The sequence below is a fragment of the Arthrobacter sp. P1_C12_2 genome, assembly GCF_056406415.1.
On record NZ_JBFUAF010000001.1, the window covers coordinates 200,592 to 220,062 of the forward strand.

A 19,471-nucleotide genomic window follows, 5' to 3' on the forward strand; every position below is an offset into this window, starting at 1 on the left:
GGAAAGTTCGATTAGTCTAGCCACGCCGACATATGCCTGAGAAATGCCTATAGTGAGTAATCCCCATAACTTGGAGGCATGGATGGATCTCAGGCATCTTTCGTATTTCGTGAGCATCGCGCAGGAACGCTCCATCAGCGCTGCCGCGCGTTCCATGCTCGTGGCGCAACCGTCTTTGTCCAGGCAACTCCGGGCTCTGGAGGCGGACATCGGACTCACGCTGTTCGACAGATCCGGCAAAAAGCTGTCACTAACAGCGGCCGGGGCTGCGTTCCTCCCCATAGCCCAGGATCTGGTTTCCCGTGCGGACCAAGTCCGGTCCTCGGCCAGGGCGATGGCCGACGGATCGGTCGATCGGCTCACCGTTGCCGCAGCCTCGGCCACCGTGACCGACATCGTCGCGCCGTTCATCGTCTCCCAAGGCGCGGAGGGCAAAGTTACTAACGTCGTGGAAGCCACACCCGAGTTCGTCTATGCCGCCCTGAAGGCCGGCGATGCGGACTTTGCTCTCGGGACCAAGCCGCCGCCGTCCGAGCTGGCATCGGTCGTCGTCGGACAGGCTTTTCTCTGGGCCCAGTGCAGTAGCACCCATCCACTCGCCTCCAAGGAAACGGTTAGCCTTCAGGAACTTGTCCAGTGGCCACTCATCACCATGACCCCGGATTTCGGCGTCCGCAGGATGTTCGATGACGCCGTGGGAATGGAGCGACTCACCTACACCGCCGGGTTCGAGGTCCGCTCCGCAATCGTCGGCCAGGCCCTGGCCGCCGCAGACAAAGGCGTGTGCGTGTTATCCGACGACCCGAATTTCGGGCTCCATGCCATGCCCATCAGCCGCCGCGGGAAAGCGCTCGTATTCACCCTCTTCGGCGTGTGGAATCCGCTCCACTTCGCTGCCCCGGCCATCCGGGAATCCCTTGACGGCCTGACGGCATTCACGTCCGCCCTCTACCCGACAGCCCTGTGAACGCCCCGCCGGCGGCTGTGAGGCGGCTGGCGGCACCGGCTGCCTGCGGATGTCCACCATCCCTGTGCTCACTACCGATACCGCCCTGGCCCTGGCCCTGGCCCTGGCCCTGGCCCTGGCCCTGGCCCTGGCCCTGACCGAGTTTGGCATGCGACTCCCCTTCCGCAAACAGACGACGTGTCGTGTAAGGAAGTATCACAAAATGCTCACACCGAGTAGAACCTGGTTGCTGTAGTCTCTTTCTTAGTAGACAGACTTGTTCAGTCTGGTGGTCCTCTGAGACCTTATTCCGCACAGCGACCGGGAGCATTGCTAGGACAGTCTTAGAAGGCAGCCCCCGTGGATACGTTCAGCGATTCAATCACTCCCCCTTTGTCTATCGCCCAGGTCGATTCGACCGTATACGTAGAACCCGAGCCGGCCTCGCCCGGGTCCGAACGGGAGGCGGCTGACCTGCTGGCCCTGCGCGAGGCGCTGCTCGTCGCGGTGATTACCCGTGTCGGCGAGGTCGAGGCCGCTGAGTGGGCCCTTGATCAGGCGAAAGCCGCGTGCGACGTGCAGATCATTGCCGCCCTGTCAGCCGGAGTGCCGGCTGAGAAGGTTGTGGCGGCGGCAGGAGACCTGGCGGCGGCCCTGACCGGGTTCGCCGAGGACCGGGAACCGGTGCCGGCCGAAGGCTGATCCAGAAACGTCACCAAAGTGAAGGTCACATCTGGTACGTCCCCCCTCTTGCTGGCACACTGAGCCGATGAGTGATCCTCTCCCCCAGTCCCGGCGGCCGGGCATCCGTGCCGCGATGTTCGTGGACTTCGACAACGTGTATACGGGCCTGATGGCCTTGGACCCGGCGGCCGCCAAGAGATTTGCCGAGGACCCCAAGCACTGGACGGAGGCGCTGGCCGATGGCGGCGGCGGCGAGGAATCCCGGCGCTTCCTGATCCGCAATTGCTATCTCAATCCGGTGATCTACTCCAAGTACCGGCCGTACTGGACGCGTGCGGGCTTCCGCGTGATCGACTGCCCCTCCCTGACCCAGCGGGGCAAGTCCAGCACCGACATCAACTTGGTGCTGGACGCAATGGATGCCCTGTCCGGCGCGGCACATATTGAGGAGTTCTTCGTCGCGTCGGCGGACGCGGACTTCACGTCGCTGGTCCAGCGGTTCCGGGCGGCGGACCGCATGACCACCGTCATCGCTGCCGGTGCCGTGGCGTTTGCGTACCGGGAGATGGCCGACAGCGTGGTGGAGTCCCACGACTTCGTGGCAATCCTCAACGGGACCGCGGCCGAGTCGGTCCATGCGGTGGCATCCGTCCATACGCCGCGGGCAGAAGGGGCAGTGAAGGCGAAGTCCACAGCCACGACTCTTTCCGGCGCGGCCCAAGAGGTCTGCGACTTTGTCCGGACTGCCCCGGGTCCAGTTGTCGGGGCCATGGTGGCTCACCGGGCACTCACGGCCGACCCCTCCCTGAAAACGGACTGGGGCGGCTGCGGCAAGTTCGGGACCTGGGTGGCCCAGATCGGCCACGGTGTTGAATATTCAGCTGCGCGGGGTGGCTGGGTCTGGGATGCGCAGAGGTTCTCCGACGACGATTTGCCCGCCGGAGCTGAGATCGAGCCCGGCATCGCCGAACGGGTCGCCCGGGTCACTGACGTGCCCGCGCTCTCCGCGGCCCAGTTCCGTCAACTGATCGAGGCCCTGGCCGCCAGGCTCTGTGAGCAGCCGGTCAATCGAAGCGAGCTGTCCCGCACTGTCCGGGACGACTGCGTTGCCGCCGGGCAGCCGGTGTCCCGCTCAGCAGTCAACTTCGTGATCCAAGGCGTGGTGTACGCCGGCGGTTCGCTCACGGACGAGATGACGGCCGCGGAACTCGCCGCCGCGTGGACAAGAAACGTGGAAGAGCTCTGCCGGCTGGCCCTCATGGAGTTCGACGACGCCGAAAAACTCGCGCTGAGGCGCTGGGCCGGCGGCGGGCTACTGGAGTCCGGCCCCGGCGCCTCCCGAGCCTAGCGTTCGTGGAGTTACCGTGGACCTGAGGTTTGCTGTGCCAACTTCATCCATTCTTCAATGCCTGTGGCATCTAGCGGCAGGGCGTCGGAGATGACGTCAGAGCCTGAGGAGGTAACCACAATGTCGTCCTCCAGCCGGACACCGATTCCGCGCAGTTCCGGCGGAACGGTGAGGTCGTGTTCGTGGAAGTACAGCCCCGGCTCCACCGTCAGCACCATGCCCGGCACCATGGGAGCACCCTGGTAGCTTTCATAGCTGGATTGCGCACAGTCGTGGCAATCCAAGCCCAGGTGGTGGCCCACTCCGCACACCAGGTAGCGGCGGTGGTGCTGGCCGTTCGGGGACAGTGCCTCGTCCACGGAGACCGGCAGCAGGCCCCAGTCGTGCAGGCCGTTGGCGATGACCTCCATGCAGGCCTGGTGGAAGTCGGCGAAGTACTTGCCCGGCCCCACTTGGGCAAGTCCGGCCCTGTGCGACTTTTCCACGAGGTCGTGCACCTGGCGCTGGACGGGGCTGAATGCACCCGAACCCGGGAACGTGCGCGTGACGTCGGCGGTGTAGAAACTGTTGGTTTCCACGCCCATGTCCAGCAGCAGTACCTGGTCCTCCAGGACGGGGCCGTCGCACCGTACCCAGTGCAGCGTCGGGGCGTGCTTTCCGCTGCCCACAATGGTGGCGTAGCCGACGCCGTTGCCGTAGGCACGGGCGTGCCGGTCAAAGGTGCCCTGCAGCCAGCGTTCGCCGCGGCCGGAAATGGCGGTGGGCACCTCGGCCAGCACAGCGGCAAAACCATCAACCGTGTGGTCCACGGCCTCGCGCAACTGGGCGATCTCCCAGGGGTCCTTCACCATGCGCAAGGTGGAGAGCACCCTGCCCAGCACGGCACCGGCGTCGATGCCGTGGCGGGCGGCAAGCCCGGCAGGCAGGATGCCGGCGCCCAAGGTGGCGGACCCGTGCCGCATGGCTGCGGTGATGCCGGCGTCCAGCTCGGCCAGCGGCTTCACGGGCAGCGCCAAGGCTTCGGCCCAGTCGGAAAAGTCGGGTGCCGAGCCAACCCACATCTCCCCGTGGGCGGCATTTGTGAAGAACTCGGGGTTGTCGGCATAAAAAGGCGCCGGGATGTAGAGCACGGAGTCGTGCCCGGCGGCCGACGGCGCCATGACCAAGACCGCGCCGTCGACGGGGGCACCGGTCAGCCAGTAAAAATCGGAGTCCGGGCGGAAGTCGTAATATGTGTCATTGCTGCGCACGGGGGCCGTTCCGGCGCCGATGACCAGGGTCTGCCCCCGGAACGCCTCGGAGGCCCTGGCCCGGTGCTCCCCGGCCGCTGCTGCAGCACCGGCCACGACGGGCGGCGTCCGGTCCGGGGTGCCCCATCCCTGGCTCATGTACGCGGCGAATGCCGGGATGTTTGCCAGCCGGGGCAGGCGGGGGTCCGGCTCAAGGGGTGCGGGCATGGAACGGGTGGCGGTGGCGTCTGTTGAAGTCATGCGAGTTTGTTTTCCCATCTCCACCTCAATGCGAGGTACAGGAGTCCCTCCCCACATTTGTGGCGTGCTTGTTGTTGTAGCGAATTTTTCGTTTTGATCTGGTTAAACCCGGTGCTCAATAGCTTTAGGTGCCGTGCACAGGGCTTTCAAAGCAACGTAGAGAGCCTCAAGCCGGGCCTGTGAGCCCTCGACGCAAGGCGATCAGCCAGCTCTCACTGCATGGCTTACCTTTTGGTGGGACGGGACACTCCGGTCCCCGGCTGCTTCGCTGCATAGGCGCCGAATCCCGGAACGTGTATCCCGCCGGCGAGTATCCACCAGAAGGGGTCCTCGCCATCGAGGCGTCCGCTAAGGATGTCTTGTCCCGGGCTCAACTGCGGGCGTCGCCAGCGCGCAAGCTGCGAGGCGGCCGCGTGCAGCCAGTTTGAAACAACCCTCATTTCAGTTCCTTTCGTGTTGCTCGCGCAGAGGAAGCCCGGTGTTCGGCAATTCGGGCGCCCCGCGGGGTATCCCTGCAGGTGGCACTCCACTCAAGGTTGCGCACTCCGCCTTCCATGGCGGCTGACGGCTTGGTGTGGCTACCCGTTCCGGTGCCCGTCTACGAGGCGCGGCAGTCCGAGTGGGTTTTTCTCACGCAGGGCTTCGGGCAGCAGGTGCTGCGGGAAGCCCTGGTACGCGACGGGTCGGAGGAAGCGTTCGATCGCGGCCGAGCCGACAGAAGTACTGCCAACAGCGGTCGTCGCCGGGTAGGGACCACCGTGCTGCTGGGCGTAGGTGACCGAGACGCCTGTGGGCCACTGGTTCCAGACCACGCGCCCCGCCTTGCGGGCGAGGACCTCGACCAGGTCTGCGACATTGCACGATTCCGTGCCCTGAATCGTAGCGGTCAGCTGTCCCTCGAAGGTCTCGGCAAGTTCCGGGAGTTGGGACTCGTCGTCGTATGCCACAACGACGGCCGCCGGGCCGAAGCATTCGATCTGCAGCGTTTGCGGCGCAGCAAGCACGTCCGCGGCCGTTGTAAGCAGGAGGGTAGGGCTGGGAGCGGCGGCCAGAGGCGCCGGGCCCTGGGCCAGGACGTCGATGCGGGGATTGGCCTGCAAGCCAGCGAGCACCGCGGTGTAACCGGACTGGATCCGTTCGTTGAGCAGTAGCGCGGCAGGCGGCAGGGTGGCATTCCGCAGCGCCTCCACGACGCCCGAGCCGGCCGGGACGAACAGCATGCCCGGCTTGGTGCAGAACTGCCCGGCCCCCAGGGTGAAGGACCCAAGGAACCCTTCGGCGATCTCCGCACAACGTTCCGCGGCTGCGGCCTCGGTGACGAATGCCGGGTTGTTGCTGCCCAGCTCGCCGAAGAAGGGGATCGGTTCGGGCCGGGAACTTGCGATGTCGAAGAGTGCCCGTCCGCCGGGGATGGAGCCGGTGAAGGCTCCGGCTTTGACCCGGGGGTCCTGCAGCGCCGCAGAGCCCGCGGCCGTACCGGTGATAAGAGCGAAGGCGCCCTCTGGTGCTCCGGCCGCGCCGAGGGCGGTTGTGACCACCTCACCCGTCATCCGGGAGAGACCCGGGTGCCCGGAATGGGCCTTGAGCAGCACAGGACTGCCCGCGGCAAGGGCGGAGGCGGTGTCGCCGCCTGCCACCGAGAACGCGAAGGGAAAGTTGCTGGCTGCGAACACGACGACCGGGCCCAGGGGCACCAGCATGCGGCGCAGGTCTGGCCGCGGTGCGCCCATGGGCCAGTCGGCGTCGGCGTGGTCGACGCGGGCGTCCAGGTAGGCGCCATCTCGGAGCACCTCTCCGAAGAGGCGCAGTTGGAAGGTGGTGCGCTTTAGCTCGCCCCGGAGACGGGCCTCGGGCAGGTTGGTCTCGCGTTCGGCCACGGGGATCAGCTGGTCTGCCGCTGCGTCGAGGGCGTCCGCCACGCAGTCGAGCAGGGTGGCGCGCTCGGCCGGGCGCAAGGCTGCGAGCGGCGCGGCGGCCAGATGCGCGGCGGCGAGGAACACCTCAAGTTCGGCATCAGTGGTGGGCGCTGCTATGGCGGGGGCGATCGCGGTCATGTGCGGTGTCCTTCCGGGACGGGTCAGTGGTCTGGGTTTCAGCTGTCTGCAATTTCGAGGGAGGCGAGTTCACCGATGCTGACGGGCGCGCCGAGCGGCCTCTTGGCGGCGTCGTTCAGGGACTGGGCGGAAGCCGAAGCACCTGGCCCGGCCCCGAGGCAGGCCGCTGCGAAGCCGCAGACCCTGCCCTGGCACCAGCCCATGCCGGCACGGGTGAAGGATTTTAGGCTGCGGCTGTCGCGGGCCTCAAGGGTTTCGCGGGCCTCCGTGATCTGGCCGGCTGTGACCTCCTCACACCGGCACACGGTCGTCTCGGGTGTGAGCCATTCCTGCCAAGCGGCGGGCACCGGGTGGGCCTGGTGCATGGCCTCGGCGAAGCGCCGATGCCGTGCGGCGCGGGACGGTTCGGCGTTGGCCCCCGGGCCGGGCTCCCGGGCTGCCGCCGCGCCTGCCGTGAGACCTTCAATGACTGCCAGGGATGCCCCTCCGACGCCGGTGACCTCCCCCGCCAGGAACAGGCCGGGGATGCTGGACTCCTGACGCTCATCGACGATGCCGATAAGGGAGCCGTCGGCGTCGAGCCTGGTTTCGGCTCCGAGGGCTACGGGCAGTTCCATCTGGGGAGTGAAGCCCCAGCCGAAGCCGACCACGTCGACGTCATCGTAGATGCCTTCGGTGCCGGGGCGGACCCGGCCCTCGGCATCGACCCTGGCCGTTCGCACGCCTGAGGCACGGTCCTCGCCGAGGATCTCGGTGACGATGCTGCGGGTCCGGTACGGGATCCTGTGCCGGGCGAATACTGCTGCGTACTGGGCCCCCTCAAGGGCTTTCTCGGGAACGCCGGCGGCCGCGCGCAGATGGGGCAGCCATGCTGTCGGGGAGGAAGACTCGAGCACTGCAAGGACCTGGCCACCGGCCTCCGCGATTCCGGCCGCCACCGGGAGCAGGAACGGACCGGTGCCGGCGACGACGAATCTGCGCCCTGGCAGTGTTCCGTTTCCTTTTAGGAAGGCCTGGATGCCTCCGGCGGCCATGACCCCGGGCAGCTCCCAGCCGGGGACCGGCAGCTGCCGGTCGTAGCCTCCGGGGCACAGCACCAGTCGGCGCGCGATGACGGTCCGCCCGGCGCCAGCGCCTGCTGGGTCGTTGCCGGCCGCGCCTTCGGATCTTGCCCCGGCCACAGTTGGTGTCGTGCGCAGAGTGAAGCCGGTGTCGGTCTTCTCCGRCATCCAGACCTGGAGGCCAGGAAAGTAGGTGATTTGCCCACGACGGCGCGCCGTGTCGAAGCGGGCACGAAGGTCAACGTAGTTGCGCCAGTTGTGGTGCCCGGCCCCGTCTGGCTCCGGCACTACGGTCTCGGGGCGATGGCGCCAGAACTGCCCGCCCGGCTGGGCGCCGGCGTCCACAACTGCCACCAGGGCCCCCGCCTCGGCGGCCGCGACGGCCGCGGCCAGGCCGGCGGGTCCGGCGCCCACGACTGCTACTTCAGCCTTCATGGTGCTGCCGGCCTCGCCGGGGCTCACTGCCGGCCTCCCTCAGATTGAGGGTACGAGCCGTCAATCTGCATGCCATCGCTTACTTCAACAAGGCACGCTCGCTGGTTGGCCGCTCCGTTTACAGTGACCAGGCAGTCGAAGCACACGCCGATTCCGCAGAATAGCCCGCGGGGCTTCGCTCCCTTGCGCGTGCTCCGCCATGCGGTGATTCCGTGGGCCGTCAGGGCGGCGCCGACGCTTTGGCCAGGTACAGCCTTGATCGGGTGGCCGTCGAAGCTGAGGGTTAGTGCCTTGGTGGACCCGCCGGGCGTCTCTGCCGCGCCCTGTGCCTGGGTGCTCATGCGGTCGTCTCCTGGTGGCGTGTGGGGGTGGGCTCGGCCGGCGAGCCGAAGCGGGCCGGTGCGAAGGGGGAAAGGTCCAGATCCGGGGACTGGCCGGCGAGGGCTTGGGCCAGGAGCTTGCCGGTTCCGGCGGAAAGGCCGATGCCGGCGCCCTCGTGCCCGGCGGCGTGCCATAGCCCGGGGGCGCGCTCGTCGTGGCCGATCACCGGCAGGTGGTCCGGGCAGTATGGGCGGAAGCCGTGGTAGTGGCGGATGGCCTTGACGTCCTCGAGAAAGGGGAAGAGGGCGGTCGCGTTGCGGGCAAGCAGGCGCAGTGCGCTGGTGCTCACCGAGCGGTCGAAACCCACGCGCTCCCGCGTCGAGCCGATCAGGATGGTTCCTCCGGGGGTGCTCTCGACCACCGGCGAGGCCTGCAGCCCGGTGTCTGAGCTGCCGACGTTGTCAATGTATTCCGCCGCGTAGACCTTGTGGTGGACCATCGGCGGGAGCGGCTCGGTGACCAAGACGAACCCCCGTCTGGGCAGCACCGGAACGTTGACGCCGGCCAGTGCGGCGAGTTCGCCTGCCCAGGTGCCGGTGCAGTTCACGACGGCACCGGCGGCGAAGTCGCCTCGAGGGGTCCGCACGCCGGTGACGCGGTCGCCGCTGCGCAGGAAACCCGTCACGGGCGTCTCGGCCAGGAAGCGGGCACCGGCCTTGGCTGCGAGTCGGACGAGGTGGGCCGCGACGAGCATCGGCTGGACCTGGCAGTCCTCAGGGTAGCTGGCGCCGCCGAGGGCCTCGGGGGAAATGTGTGGTTCGGCTTCACGGAGCGCGTCGCGGTCGAGCTCCTCGACGGCGACGCCGTAGCCGGCCTGGATGGTCATGATGCGGTGAAGGGATGCGAGGCTGCTTTCGCGGGAGGCCACGATGATCCCGCCTTTGGACTCAAATTCCCAGAGCTTCTTGTGTTCGCCTAGGTCTTCATGCCATACCCCGAGGGAGTAGCGTGTGAGTTCGAGTTCGGGGCCGAGTTCCTTGTCCGAGACAAGGATGTTCCCCTCGCATGCGGAGGAAGTGCCGCTGGCGGGCAGGCCCTCGTCCAGGACTGTGACGGTCAGGCCTTGTTGCGTGGCGAAGTACGCGGTGGCCGCGCCGATGACTCCTGCGCCAATGACGAGTACGTCGCTGGCTGCGTTCATGGCTGTTGCTCCTGGTGTGGTTCTTCGTGCCCGCCTGTTGCCCAGATGCCGCGGGCGTGGCCGATATGGCGGCGCATGAACTCGCATGCTGCAGCTCCGTCGCCTGCTTCAATGAGGTCAAGCAGTTCGTGGTGTTCTTGGGCCGAGTCGGTCAGGCGGTTGCTCTCGTTCAGCGTCTTGAGGCCGTACATCCGGGTTCGCGCGCGAAGACTTGTCGCGAGCTCAACGAGCTGGTTGTTGCCGGCGTAACGGAGGAGCTCTGCGTGGAAATCGCGGTCAGCGGCCAGGTACTTGGCCAGGTCCCCTTCGCGCGCGGCGCTGACGATGGCCTCTGCCATCGAGCGAAGTGCGGTGATGCCTGAGGGCGGGATGGTCCCGGCAATGTCTGCCATCACGGGAGGCTCAAGGAGCAGCCGGATCTCTGTGATCTCGTCGAGCTCACGGTCGCTCATGCTGGTGATGCGGAATCCCTTGTTCTTCATCGTCTCGACCAGGCCTTCACGGGTCAGGTCCATCATGGCTTCCCGCACGGGCGTGGCTGAGACACCGAAGGCCGCGGCGAGGGCGGGCGCCGAGTACAGGGTGCCCTCCTTGAGCGTGCCGGCGATGATGGCGGTGCGCAGAGACTCTGTGACGGACTCGCGCAGGCTGTACTGGCGGCCGAGCGGTGCTATCGGGACTTCGTTGTTGGCAAACACAGTGTGAGCTCCTTGTGCGGTCTTCATGGCGTGGTGCCTCCTTCATACACGACGGCGGCCGTGACGAGGTCTTCCCATGCCATGCCAACACCGGTGTACAGACAGGGGCGGCCGGGCGTGCGATTGAACCGTCCAGTGACCAGATCTTGAAGGTTGGCGGGACGGATGGCTTCCCACTCCTGGACGGTTCGGGCCGGGATGAGGTCTCCGGCCTCGCGCCAGGCCGAGGCACGTCCTTCCACCACGACGTCGCTGCGGCGCACGAGTGCGGCGTCGACCTCGCGCGCGTCCAGTCCGTGCTGACCCACCGCGGCGACCACGGCTCCGGGGGCCACCAGGTTGCCGTCGAAGAGCGGAGTGCGCGAGGAAGTCGTGCAGAGCACGATGTCCGCCGCGGGCACCTCCGCGACGGTTCCTGGGCGGACTTCGATGTCCTCTGTGGCCAGCTGCGCTGTGAGCGTCTGCACGCGTTCGGGGCGCTGGCCGACGACTGAAAACTTTGCATCAGGGATGACCGCGTACGCGGCGCGAATATGGTTCAGCGCCTGGGTTCCGGCGCCGAACACGAGCACACGGGGAGTCTCGGGAGCGCCGCCGGGCGCGGCCACCAGGACGTGCTTGACGGCCAGGAGTGTGGTGGCAGGCGTGCGGACTGCGGTGAGTTCGTTGCCGTCCATCACAGCCAGCGGCGCCAGGGTGTCGGAGTCGACGAGGAGGTAGACGCCTTGGATCTTCTCCAGCCCGCGCGCGGGGTTGCCCGGGGCAACGGTGAGGGCCTTGATGCCACTGTAGATGCGGCCGACCGCTGGCATGAGGAGAAACTCCCCGCCCGGGGCAGGGCTGAAGAGCCTCGGGCTGTCTTCCTCCGGATTCACGCCGTTCCGGAGGGCACGCTCCAAGGCCGCGATCGCTGTCGTCCACGGGGCGGCCGTGCGCACGGCCGCAGCGTCAAAGTAGGGAAGGCTCACAGCAGAAACCCCGCGGGGAAGGGATCGCTGGGATCGAGGAAGTACTGCGCCGTGCCGGTCAGCCAAGCACTGCCTGTCACAGTTGGGACGACTGCCGGGCGGCCGGCCACCTGGGTCTCTTCGATGAGTCTGCCGGTGAAGCGCGAACCGATGTAGGACTCGTTGACGAAGTCGGCGCCCAGGGCGAGCTCGCCGCGGGCGTGCAGCTGAGCCATCCTGGCGCTGGTGCCGGTGCCGCACGGAGACCGGTCGAACCAGCCCGGATGGATGGCCATGGCGTGGCGGGAGTGCTCGGCGGTGGAGCCTGGGGCCTTGAGGTAGACGTGGTGGCATCCGCGGATGTCGGCACGCTCGGGGTGCGCGGGCTCGTCCGCGGTGTTAATGGCCTCCATGATCGCGAGGCCGGCCTTGAGGATGTCATCCTTGCGCGAGCGTTCAAAGGGCAGTCCCAGGCTGTCGAGGTCTACGATCGCGTAGAAGTTCCCGCCGAAGGCCAGGTCATAGGCTACGGTGCCGAAGCCGGGGACTTCCACCGTGGCATCGAGCCGGTCCACGAAGGAAGGGACGTTGCGCAGCGTGACAGACGCCGCCCTCCCGTCTTCGACGGCTACTTCGGCGATCACAAGGCCAGCCGGCGTGTCCAGTCGCACCGTCGTCACCGGCTCGACCACCTCGACCATTCCGGTCTCCACGAGCACGGTGGCGACGCCAATGGTTCCGTGCCCGCACATGGGCAAGAGCCCGGACACTTCAATGAACAGAACGCCGAAGTCCGCATCCGGCCGTGTGGGCGGTTGGAGGATGGCCCCGCTCATGGAAGCGTGGCCGCGCGGCTCGGTCATGAGGAGGGTGCGGATCCAATCGCTGTGCTCCATGAACCACAGGCGGCGCTCCGCCATGGTGGCGCCGGGGATCTTCCCGATGCCGCCCGTGATGACGCGCGTGGGCATGCCCTCGGTATGCGAGTCCACGGCGTGGAAAATGCGGTTGGTTCTCATCGGGTTCTCCTTTGATTCCTGTGGTGTCGGGTCCCGGTGCGGCGCGCGGCGCCGCACCGGGAAGGCAGGCTTGGCCTGGAATCTGGCTTCGACCTGAGGCTATTTGTAGCCCTTGGCGAGGGCCGCCTCGGTGTCGCGGATGACGGCGTCGCGCACTGCAGCGGTGAGCGGTCCGCGCGGCGGGCGGCAGACGCCACCGCGCAGGCCGACGACGTCCATGGACAGCTTGATGGACTGGACGAATTCCGTCTTGCTGTCCCAACGCAGCAGGGAGTGCAGATCACGGTAGATCTCACGGGCGCGCTCCAGATCCGAGAGGTCGCCTGAGGTGGAGAGCCGGTAGAGCTCGAGGGTGGACTCCGGAATTGCGTTGGGGTAGCCGGACACCCAACCGACGGCACCGGCCAGGCCCATCTCGACTACGGTGTCGTCCGTACCGATAAGCAAATCGACCTCGGGTGCGAGCTCCTTGATCTCGTAGGCGCGGCGCACATCGCCGGTGAATTCCTTGACGCCAACAATGAGGCCTTCGCCGTGAAGACGGGCAATAAGCTGCGGGGTCAGGTCCACTTTGGTGTCGATGGGGTTGTTGTACGCAACGATGGGCAGCCCGACGGCGGCAGCGCGGCGGTAGTGGTCCACAACCTCGTCGTCGTTGGCCCGGTAGGCGTTGGGAGGGAGCAACATCAGCGCGCCGGCTCCGGCCTCGGCGGCCTGCTCCGCCCACTTTAGCGTCTGCAGCCCCCCGTAGGCGCCCACTCCAGCCATGACGGTGAAGCCTTCGGGCGCCGCCTCGACCGCCGTCGTGATGACGCGGGCGCGCTCTTCCTCGCTCAGGGTCTGGTATTCACCCAGGGAGCCGTTGGGGGCCACGCCGTCGCAGCCTGCACTGGCCAGGAACCGAACGTGCTCGCCATAGGCGTCGTAGTCGATGCTCAGGTCGTCATTGAACGGCAACGCTGTGGCGACGAGTACGCCGTGCCAGGGCTTGCGGGTTTCGGTCATGATGATGTCCTTTCGTGGGGCACGCGCGGCGCCGTCATTGTGATGCCGTGAGATGCCTCACAGCCCAGTTTACCATGTGACATTGCACAGGTGGTCTAAATGTGGTGCCGGGCAGAAGCCCGGCACTCGGGGTCGGTCGAGGGGTCAGCTTGCGGGAACGACGTACTGCGTCGAGGCAACCTTCCCTAGCCCCTCGGACAGGCCGGCGTCGGTCAAGAGTTTGGTGATGGTGCCGTCCGCGCGCTGTGCGGTGATGCCGGCGTCGAGTGCTTCGCCCAGGCTCTTGTTGCCCTTGGTCATCGGGAAAGCGGCCTCGGGTGCGTTGGCGATTGCCCCTACCCGAGGGTCCGGATTCTCATTCGCAAGCGCCACCTTGACGCCAGCGGCATCCTTGAACTGAAGCACCTGCACGCCATAGGCGTCGACGTCCGCGTCGAGGCGGCCGGCGTCGAAGTCGGCCTTGAGCTCAACACTGCTTGGGTAGGTGACAAGCTTGTCGCCCAGGATCTTTTTGAGGTCCTCAACCCACAAGTAGCCGTCGATCGTGCCCACCTTGTTCATCTTCTCGAGGTCCGCAACGGTGGTTGCGCCGGTCTTCGAGACGATGCCCATGCCGTCCAGATAGGTGGAGGCGGAAAAGTCAACGGCCTTGAGGCGCTTCTCGGTTGCGTCGATCGTGCCGATGGCCAGGTCGATGTTGCCACCGGAAATGGACTGGACGGCATCCGCATACGTGGCCTGCTGGTAGGCCGGTTCGAGGCACTCGTCCTTGGCGATCTTGTTGACGATCGCGATGTCGATGCCGTTGGGCTTGCCGCTGTTGTAGCTGCTGAACGGCGGGATATCGATGACGCCCACCGTGAGCTTCCCCGGGGCGACCGTCTGGATTCCTGAATGCTTGGGTGTGCACGACGCTGTGCTCGCATCCGTGGATCCGCCGCACGCCGTCAATCCGAGGCCGAGGGTGATCGCGGTGGCTGTCAGGATGCCGGCGCTCTTGAGGTGGTGTGTTTTCATGGTTCCTCCTGGGTGTGTTGGGGATGGTGCGGACTAGCTGGGGTGAAACGGTCAGGTGTGGCGGCCCATGCGCTTTTCGAAGTGGACGGTGATCCACGTGGCCGGCATCGAGATGGCGGCATAGCAGAGGCCAGCGAGGGTGAAGATTTGCAGGTAGTTGAAGTCTTGGCTACCGATGTTGTACGCCGTCTTCATCAATTCGGGGACGGCGATGCCGTAAGCGAGCGACGTGCCTTGGAATACTTGGATCGCGACGCCCATCAGTCCGGGGATCGCTGACCGCATGCCCTGCGGCATGATGACCCGGAAGAAGGTGTCGCGCTGCGACAGGCCCAGGGCGCTAGAGGCCTCCTGCTGTCCGCGGGCGACGGATTGGAGGCCCGCTCGCATGATCTCGCTCGAGTACGCTGCCGAGTTCCAGGTGAGGGCGAGACATGCAGCTGTGATGCTCTCGAATGCGATCCCGAACTTCGGCAGGCCGTAGTAGAAGAGGTAGAGGATCACGAGGGCAGGTGCGCCGCGGCCAATCTCGACTACGGCTAGTCCGAGAGTACGGACGGCAAGGTTCTTGGCGGTCACCATCAGGCTGAGACCCAGACCCAGCGGATAACCGAAGAGGATTGAGATGCCTGCGATCAGGAGACTGACGCCGAGGCCGGACATCATCTGGGGGAGGTAGTCCACCCATTCTGTAAGCCAAGTCATGCGTAGATGGCCTTCCTCATGCGGGAGTCGAGTCGACGGGACAGATAGGCGACCGGAAGGCTTAGCACGATGTAGAGGACGCCCACGATGATGTACGGCAGGATCCCCTCGACCGTGGGGTGCTGCCGTGCGAAAGCCTGGGACTGGAACACCATCTCGGTGACGATGATCGTCGAGGCGATCGAGGAGTCCTTCAGCAGGCCGGTCAGGTAGGTCGCGATGGACGGGGATACGGTGCGGAAAGCTTGTGGGGCCAGCACGCCGAGGAATGTGGCGGCCGGGGCCAGACCCAGGGCGTGTGACGCCTCGCCCTGGCCGCGGGGGACAGACTGCAGACCGCCCCGAAGGATCTCGGCGAGGTAGGCCATGGAGACGATACTGAGGCCTGCGATGGCCGCACCGATCGGGTTGAACTTGAAGGTGCCGATTTGGATGCCGAACTTGAGCAGGAACAGCCACACGATGATCGGTACTCCCCGGACAAGGTCAACGAAGAGCCGGGAGGCCAGCTTCACCGGCAAATTTGATGATGACAGGCCGACGGCGAGGGGAACGGCACCGGCAAGGCCGATGGCGAATGCCGACAGCGTCAGCCCTAGGGTCAGGGGCAGCCCCTGCAGGACGGCGGAGAGAGCATCCATGTCAGCGCTCCAGCACGGCGCGCAGGAAGCGGCGGGTACGGGCCTCCTGAGGATCGCTCATGATGGCCCGCGGATCGCCTTGCTCAATGATCTTGCAGTCGGCCATCACGACAAGCGTGTCCGAGACGTCACGGGCGAACTGCATCTCGTGGGTTACAACGATCATCGTCATCCCATCTGCTGCCAACTCGCGCATCACGGCCAGGACCTCTAGCCCCACCTCGGGGTCGAGGGCTGAAGTCGGTTCATCGAAGAGCATGATGTCCGGGTCCAGGGCCAGAGCCCGCGCGATGGCAATCCGCTGCTGCTGACCTCCCGAGCACCGGCCGGGGTGCTGGCCCGCCTTCTCCTTCAGGCCCACCCGCTCAAGCAACTGCATCGAACGCTCATCGGCCTCTTCCTTGCTGCGGCCGAGAACCTTCTGCTGCGGAAAGCTGATGTTCTTCAGCGTGGACATGTGCGGAAAGAGGTTGAAGGACTGAAAAACCATGCCGACCGTGCGCCGCAGCGCGGCGAGGTCCCGGGCGTTGACATCGTTGCCCGGCTGAATGGTGTGGTCGCCCACCTGAATGGTGCCGGAGTCAGGCCGCTCCAAGAGGTTGATGCACCGAAGGAATGTGCTCTTTCCTGCGCCGGAGGGGCCAATGAGCGCTGTTACCGTCCCGGGCTCGACGTGCAGGGAGACATCGTCAAGGACGACGTGGTCGCCATAACGCTTTGAGATATTGTCCAGCCTGATGCCGGTACGGGGGGCGAGCTTGCCGTTCGCGATTTCTGAAAGGGTCATAGCGATCTTCCCTGTGTGGACTAGGTAAACACAACCCCTGTGGGCTGTGTCACATCATATGTGCAATGGTACATGACACTAATGGACACGGGAAGTCTTTTCCGAAGACGATTGCACAGATGCCCGCCGTTGTGTGCCCGGGCTTCCCGGAGGCGCCGGCGACGGTAAATTGGAGCATCCCTGATCCGGCGGCCGAGGCAGCCAGTCAGGACAGTTATCCGGCGTTTGTTCGCACAGCAGAGGAACTGAACACCCGGATCCAGTTCCTGCTTTACGCAATCGAATACTCCCAAACGAGTTCGGAAAGGAGCTAGAAATGCCCAACGACCTTACGGAGCTGGTCAGCGTCCGATACATGGTGGCCGACGTCGATGCGGCGATCGACTTCTACACAAAGCACCTCGGGTTCACCCTCAGGATGAGCGCCGCACCGGCGTTCGCCGACGTCACCCGCGGCCAGCTGAGGCTCCTCCTGAGCGGGCCGAGCAGTTCGGCAGGCCGGCCAATGCCGGACGGCACGGTCCCCGCGCCGGGAGGATGGAATCGCATCCACCTCATCGTGGGCGATATCGCGGCCGAAGTGCACCGGCTGCGCGCCGCCGGCCTCACGTTCCGAAACGACATCGTCACCGGCCCAGGCGGACAGCAGATCCTGCTCGAAGATCCGTCCGGCAACGTGGTGGAGCTATTCCAACCCGCCGGCCACTAGCGCGCCGTTACCCCCACAGGAAGGCAGCGCCCTCACCAACCGCCGCGCGTCGGCGTATGTCCCTTTCGGGCATCGTCGGGCATTGCCATTTCGGCCCGAAGGCCTAGGAGTCGGATCGGACGGCCCGCTTCAATTCCGGCTGCGAGGTCCAAAGTCCGCGCGAGGATTTCGTTCCGGTCGAATGTCTCGGGAATCTTCTTTGCGTGGGTCGTGGTGAAGAACGGCGCATACCGAACCTTGAGGGTCAGCCCAACCACGGGCCGCCCTTCGGCCACAACATCCTCAAGGACACGCGCTGTCAGCTCCCTCACGGCGTCGTCCACCTGGGCAGGCTCGGTCAGGTCGCGCTGGAAGGTGGTCTCCCGGCTATGCCCGCGGGCAACCCACGGGGTATCGTCCACAACGCTGGCGCCGTCCCCGCGTCCGAGCTCCGCGTACCAAGGACCCATCTTGGGGCCGAACTCCGGGACCAGGTCTTGGGGGTCGGACGCGGCGAGCTCGGCGACCGTGTTGATGCCGAGTTTGGCCAGCCGGCCCGACACTTTGGTTCCCACGCCCCACAGGTCCTTGGTGGGCCGACTGCCCATGACGTCGAGCCAGTTCCCGGCAGTGAGACGGAAGACGCCGGCCGGCTTGCCGAAACCGGTGGCGACCTTGGCTCGGACCAGGGTGTCGCCGACGCCCACGCTGCAATGCAGCCGCGTTCGCTCCAGGACAGCGGCCTGCACCTGCCGGGCGTAGGCTTCCGGGTTTTCTGTCTCAGTGCCTACAAAGGCTTCATCCCAACCCAGCACCTGCACGGTGGCGCCGGGCTGCGCGCGCAGGGTAGCCATCACCGTTTCAGAGGCCGCGAGGTAAGCTTCATGGTCGACGGGCAGGATCACAGCGTCGGGCACTTTCCGGGCCGCAATGCGTAAGGGCATTCCGGAGCCCACGCCGAACGCCCTGGCTTCGTAGGATGCGGTCGACACCACAGCCCGTTCCGTGGGGTCGCCCCGACCGCCGACAATGATCGGCTTGCCGGCAAGCTCCGGCCGCCGGAGCACCTCGACCGCCGCGATGAACTGGTCGAGATCGACGTGCAGCACCCACCGGATTCCGCTCACGCCACCAGTCTGCCCTAAACATCCCTGCCAAGCATCGCTCTCCACCGAGCTTGACCGGCGAGCCTATGCCGCCTGATTGCCTCAGGGCTGGACCTCGGTGGAGGGGGCGCGCAGGTCGGGGTCCGCGCTGCTGGAACGCTGCGCATCCCCGGACGGCACCGGCTCGTTATCCGCACGGCGGAAAGAGAGCCAGGCCGCGACTCCCGCGGTCACCGCAATGGCCGCCACGCCGGCAATCACCCAGGCCTTCCCGGACGCCGTCCGCCGCGACTTAGCCCGGGCGCGTGCCGGGACAAGTTGCGGTGCAACCCGCTTCAGGCCCTCTTGAACACGGGGAGCCAAAGTTTCCACTTCACCGGCGAGATCGTCAGCGAGCCGCCGTAGTCCGGCCTGGATCCTCGGGGACGCCGATTCAATCCCGGCATCTAGCCCGGCCACCACTCTTTTCAATGCCGCCTCGACCCCGGGAGTGGCCCACTCCCTGCCTTCGGTGAGCTGAGACACGAGATTCTCTGAAAGATGGCGGATCTGATCAACCTGCGTCTTGGGTGTTGCCGTGCGCATGAGTGCCTCCTCGATGTGATGGATGCCCATAGCCTACGGCGGCCGGCGCCGTAGAAACAGGGCCCTTCCGGCCATAGCCAACACGAACGCCGGGGCGCATGAACAGGCCAGGGGTCGGTGTGAACTCTGCTACGGAGCGGACGACGGCGGGACGTCCCGCCGTCGTCCATTAGTGTCTAGAAGCGCGGAGTAAACATGCGGGCACCGCCGCCACCGCCGCCACCGCCACCGCCGCCGCCCTCATTAGTCGGCACATCGCTAATTGCGTCCCAAGCGCGACCGGTGAGGTCCTTAGCCGCGTCCCATATACCCGACAGACTCAACGCAACTGCGTCAAACCCAGATTTCGCTGTCCTTGGGACCCCGAGACCTGGAGTGTTGCCTTCTGCATTGCGTTCGGCTGTTAGTAGTGCTGTTTGACCGTGCACCATTGCACGAATTCGATCTCTTTGGCGGGATTCGATAGGTTCAGATGTAAAAGCACCGGGCGCGTCTGCAACCGGCTTAAAAGAAATCTTAATCATTTTATCTCCGTTGATCCCCAGATTCGGAGTTGTTTAACAGATGCTGAAGCATGAGCTTCGCGCCCAGCGATATTCCACCGCAGAGTCAAAATTTAATGCGGGAACAATCGGCACACATGCGTATTTTTGGCAGGTCAGTCTCTGAGTTATCCCCCCATCATTGACTTTCACTCGTCATCGTCCTCGCACGAGACAGGAAAGTCAACGGC

General features: G+C 65.8%; 22 protein-coding genes. 5 read left to right on the top strand and 17 right to left on the bottom strand.

The window, feature by feature from the left end:
• Positions 1-82: 82 nt before the first annotated feature.
• From AC1DZQ_RS00965 to AC1DZQ_RS00980, 4 genes are all read left to right on the top strand, one after another.
• Complete coding sequence (locus AC1DZQ_RS00965) at positions 83-967, top strand: LysR family transcriptional regulator (RefSeq protein ID WP_476961709.1); 885 nt, start codon at positions 83-85, stop codon at positions 965-967.
• Positions 968-1,016: 49 nt separating this feature from the next.
• Complete coding sequence (locus tag AC1DZQ_RS00970) at positions 1,017-1,202, top strand: hypothetical protein (RefSeq protein ID WP_476961710.1); 186 nt, start codon at positions 1,017-1,019, stop codon at positions 1,200-1,202.
• 104 nt (positions 1,203-1,306) lie between these two features.
• Positions 1,307-1,648: a hypothetical protein gene (locus AC1DZQ_RS00975; RefSeq protein ID WP_476961711.1), complete on the top strand. Its 342-nt coding sequence runs from the start codon at positions 1,307-1,309 to the stop codon at positions 1,646-1,648.
• Positions 1,649-1,715: 67 nt separating this feature from the next.
• The gene (locus AC1DZQ_RS00980) at positions 1,716-2,978 is read left to right on the top strand and encodes an NYN domain-containing protein (protein ID WP_476961712.1); all 1,263 of its coding nucleotides are present in this window, start codon (positions 1,716-1,718) and stop codon (positions 2,976-2,978) included.
• A gap of 11 nt (positions 2,979-2,989) precedes the next feature.
• Here the strand turns inward: AC1DZQ_RS00980 and AC1DZQ_RS00985 are convergent, their stop codons facing one another.
• From AC1DZQ_RS00985 to AC1DZQ_RS01050, 14 genes are all read right to left on the bottom strand, one after another.
• Positions 2,990-4,468: an aminopeptidase P family protein gene (locus AC1DZQ_RS00985; protein WP_476961713.1), complete on the bottom strand. Its 1,479-nt coding sequence runs from the start codon at positions 4,466-4,468 to the stop codon at positions 2,990-2,992.
• Between the two features lie 224 nt (positions 4,469-4,692).
• A complete protein-coding gene (locus AC1DZQ_RS00990) occupies positions 4,693-4,908 on the bottom strand; it encodes a hypothetical protein (protein ID WP_476961714.1) in 216 nt (71 codons plus the stop codon).
• A 138-nt stretch (positions 4,909-5,046) separates the two neighbouring features.
• Complete coding sequence (locus AC1DZQ_RS00995) at positions 5,047-6,522, bottom strand: aldehyde dehydrogenase (NADP(+)) (RefSeq protein ID WP_476961715.1); 1,476 nt, start codon at positions 6,520-6,522, stop codon at positions 5,047-5,049.
• Positions 6,523-6,560: 38 nt separating this feature from the next.
• Positions 6,561-8,045: an FAD/NAD(P)-dependent oxidoreductase gene (locus AC1DZQ_RS01000; protein WP_476961716.1), complete on the bottom strand. Its 1,485-nt coding sequence runs from the start codon at positions 8,043-8,045 to the stop codon at positions 6,561-6,563.
• Complete coding sequence (locus AC1DZQ_RS01005; protein ID WP_476961717.1) at positions 8,042-8,359, bottom strand: (2Fe-2S)-binding protein; 318 nt, start codon at positions 8,357-8,359, stop codon at positions 8,042-8,044. The genes AC1DZQ_RS01000 and AC1DZQ_RS01005 overlap by 4 nt, the downstream gene beginning before the upstream one ends.
• Complete coding sequence (locus AC1DZQ_RS01010; RefSeq protein ID WP_476961718.1) at positions 8,356-9,540, bottom strand: NAD(P)/FAD-dependent oxidoreductase; 1,185 nt, start codon at positions 9,538-9,540, stop codon at positions 8,356-8,358. The genes AC1DZQ_RS01005 and AC1DZQ_RS01010 overlap by 4 nt, the downstream gene beginning before the upstream one ends.
• Positions 9,537-10,265 carry a GntR family transcriptional regulator gene (locus tag AC1DZQ_RS01015; protein WP_476961719.1) on the bottom strand — a complete coding sequence of 243 codons (729 nt, stop codon included), beginning with the start codon at positions 10,263-10,265 and terminating at the stop codon, positions 9,537-9,539. The genes AC1DZQ_RS01010 and AC1DZQ_RS01015 overlap by 4 nt, the downstream gene beginning before the upstream one ends.
• Positions 10,262-11,206, bottom strand: a complete 945-nt coding sequence (locus AC1DZQ_RS01020; protein ID WP_476961720.1) for an ornithine cyclodeaminase family protein — start codon at positions 11,204-11,206, stop codon at positions 10,262-10,264. The genes AC1DZQ_RS01015 and AC1DZQ_RS01020 overlap by 4 nt, the downstream gene beginning before the upstream one ends.
• Positions 11,203-12,204, bottom strand: a complete 1,002-nt coding sequence (locus AC1DZQ_RS01025; RefSeq protein ID WP_476961721.1) for a proline racemase family protein — start codon at positions 12,202-12,204, stop codon at positions 11,203-11,205. The genes AC1DZQ_RS01020 and AC1DZQ_RS01025 overlap by 4 nt, the downstream gene beginning before the upstream one ends.
• 99 nt (positions 12,205-12,303) lie before the next feature.
• Positions 12,304-13,209 carry a dihydrodipicolinate synthase family protein gene (locus tag AC1DZQ_RS01030; protein WP_476961722.1) on the bottom strand — a complete coding sequence of 302 codons (906 nt, stop codon included), beginning with the start codon at positions 13,207-13,209 and terminating at the stop codon, positions 12,304-12,306.
• Between the two features lie 144 nt (positions 13,210-13,353).
• A complete protein-coding gene (locus AC1DZQ_RS01035) occupies positions 13,354-14,226 on the bottom strand; it encodes a substrate-binding periplasmic protein (protein ID WP_476961723.1) in 873 nt (290 codons plus the stop codon).
• Positions 14,227-14,277: 51 nt separating this feature from the next.
• Positions 14,278-14,931 (bottom strand): amino acid ABC transporter permease, encoded by a 654-nt coding sequence (locus tag AC1DZQ_RS01040; protein WP_476961724.1) that lies wholly within the window; start codon positions 14,929-14,931, stop codon positions 14,278-14,280.
• Positions 14,928-15,572, bottom strand: a complete 645-nt coding sequence (locus tag AC1DZQ_RS01045) for an amino acid ABC transporter permease (RefSeq protein WP_476961725.1) — start codon at positions 15,570-15,572, stop codon at positions 14,928-14,930. The genes AC1DZQ_RS01040 and AC1DZQ_RS01045 overlap by 4 nt, the downstream gene beginning before the upstream one ends.
• A 1-nt stretch (position 15,573) precedes the next feature.
• Positions 15,574-16,359, bottom strand: coding sequence for an amino acid ABC transporter ATP-binding protein (locus AC1DZQ_RS01050; RefSeq protein WP_476961726.1), 786 nt, complete (start codon positions 16,357-16,359; stop codon positions 15,574-15,576).
• Positions 16,360-16,675: 316 nt separating this feature from the next.
• On the opposite strand from AC1DZQ_RS01050, the gene AC1DZQ_RS01055 reads away from it, so the two are divergent.
• Positions 16,676-17,068: a VOC family protein gene (locus tag AC1DZQ_RS01055; RefSeq protein WP_476961727.1), complete on the top strand. Its 393-nt coding sequence runs from the start codon at positions 16,676-16,678 to the stop codon at positions 17,066-17,068.
• A 32-nt stretch (positions 17,069-17,100) separates the two neighbouring features.
• Here AC1DZQ_RS01055 and AC1DZQ_RS01060 read toward each other — a convergent pair whose 3' ends face one another.
• The 3 genes from AC1DZQ_RS01060 to AC1DZQ_RS01070 form a co-directional block, all read right to left on the bottom strand.
• Entirely contained in the window at positions 17,101-18,174 is a 1,074-nt protein-coding gene (locus AC1DZQ_RS01060; protein ID WP_476961728.1) for a DNA polymerase IV, read from the bottom strand.
• 81 nt (positions 18,175-18,255) lie between these two features.
• A complete protein-coding gene (locus AC1DZQ_RS01065) occupies positions 18,256-18,738 on the bottom strand; it encodes a hypothetical protein (protein WP_476961729.1) in 483 nt (160 codons plus the stop codon).
• 176 nt (positions 18,739-18,914) lie between these two features.
• A complete protein-coding gene (locus tag AC1DZQ_RS01070; RefSeq protein ID WP_476961730.1) occupies positions 18,915-19,262 on the bottom strand; it encodes a hypothetical protein in 348 nt (115 codons plus the stop codon).
• Between the last annotated feature and the right edge of the window lie 209 nt (positions 19,263-19,471).

Bases quoted from the DNA above. Each gene is read 5' to 3' on its own strand.
- AC1DZQ_RS01005 (WP_476961717.1), bottom strand. From the start codon at position 8,359: ATGAGCACCCAGGCACAGGGCGCGGCAGAGACGCCCGGCGGGTCCACC.
- AC1DZQ_RS00995 (WP_476961715.1), bottom strand. From the start codon at position 6,522: ATGACCGCGATCGCCCCCGCCATAGCAGCGCCCACCACTGATGCCGAA.
- AC1DZQ_RS01055 (WP_476961727.1), top strand. From the start codon at position 16,676: ATGCCCAACGACCTTACGGAGCTGGTCAGCGTCCGATACATGGTGGCC.
- AC1DZQ_RS00970 (WP_476961710.1), top strand. From the start codon at position 1,017: ATGTCCACCATCCCTGTGCTCACTACCGATACCGCCCTGGCCCTGGCC.
- AC1DZQ_RS01010 (WP_476961718.1), bottom strand. From the start codon at position 9,540: ATGAACGCAGCCAGCGACGTACTCGTCATTGGCGCAGGAGTCATCGGC.
- AC1DZQ_RS01050 (WP_476961726.1), bottom strand. From the start codon at position 16,359: ATGACCCTTTCAGAAATCGCGAACGGCAAGCTCGCCCCCCGTACCGGC.
- AC1DZQ_RS01025 (WP_476961721.1), bottom strand. From the start codon at position 12,204: ATGAGAACCAACCGCATTTTCCACGCCGTGGACTCGCATACCGAGGGC.
- AC1DZQ_RS01070 (WP_476961730.1), bottom strand. From the start codon at position 19,262: ATGATTAAGATTTCTTTTAAGCCGGTTGCAGACGCGCCCGGTGCTTTT.
- AC1DZQ_RS00980 (WP_476961712.1), top strand. From the start codon at position 1,716: ATGAGTGATCCTCTCCCCCAGTCCCGGCGGCCGGGCATCCGTGCCGCG.
- AC1DZQ_RS01045 (WP_476961725.1), bottom strand. From the start codon at position 15,572: ATGGATGCTCTCTCCGCCGTCCTGCAGGGGCTGCCCCTGACCCTAGGG.
- AC1DZQ_RS00985 (WP_476961713.1), bottom strand. From the start codon at position 4,468: ATGACTTCAACAGACGCCACCGCCACCCGTTCCATGCCCGCACCCCTT.
- AC1DZQ_RS01065 (WP_476961729.1), bottom strand. From the start codon at position 18,738: ATGCGCACGGCAACACCCAAGACGCAGGTTGATCAGATCCGCCATCTT.
- AC1DZQ_RS01030 (WP_476961722.1), bottom strand. From the start codon at position 13,209: ATGACCGAAACCCGCAAGCCCTGGCACGGCGTACTCGTCGCCACAGCG.
- AC1DZQ_RS00965 (WP_476961709.1), top strand. From the start codon at position 83: ATGGATCTCAGGCATCTTTCGTATTTCGTGAGCATCGCGCAGGAACGC.
- AC1DZQ_RS00990 (WP_476961714.1), bottom strand. From the start codon at position 4,908: ATGAGGGTTGTTTCAAACTGGCTGCACGCGGCCGCCTCGCAGCTTGCG.
- AC1DZQ_RS01015 (WP_476961719.1), bottom strand. From the start codon at position 10,265: ATGAAGACCGCACAAGGAGCTCACACTGTGTTTGCCAACAACGAAGTC.
- AC1DZQ_RS01035 (WP_476961723.1), bottom strand. From the start codon at position 14,226: ATGAAAACACACCACCTCAAGAGCGCCGGCATCCTGACAGCCACCGCG.
- AC1DZQ_RS01040 (WP_476961724.1), bottom strand. From the start codon at position 14,931: ATGACTTGGCTTACAGAATGGGTGGACTACCTCCCCCAGATGATGTCC.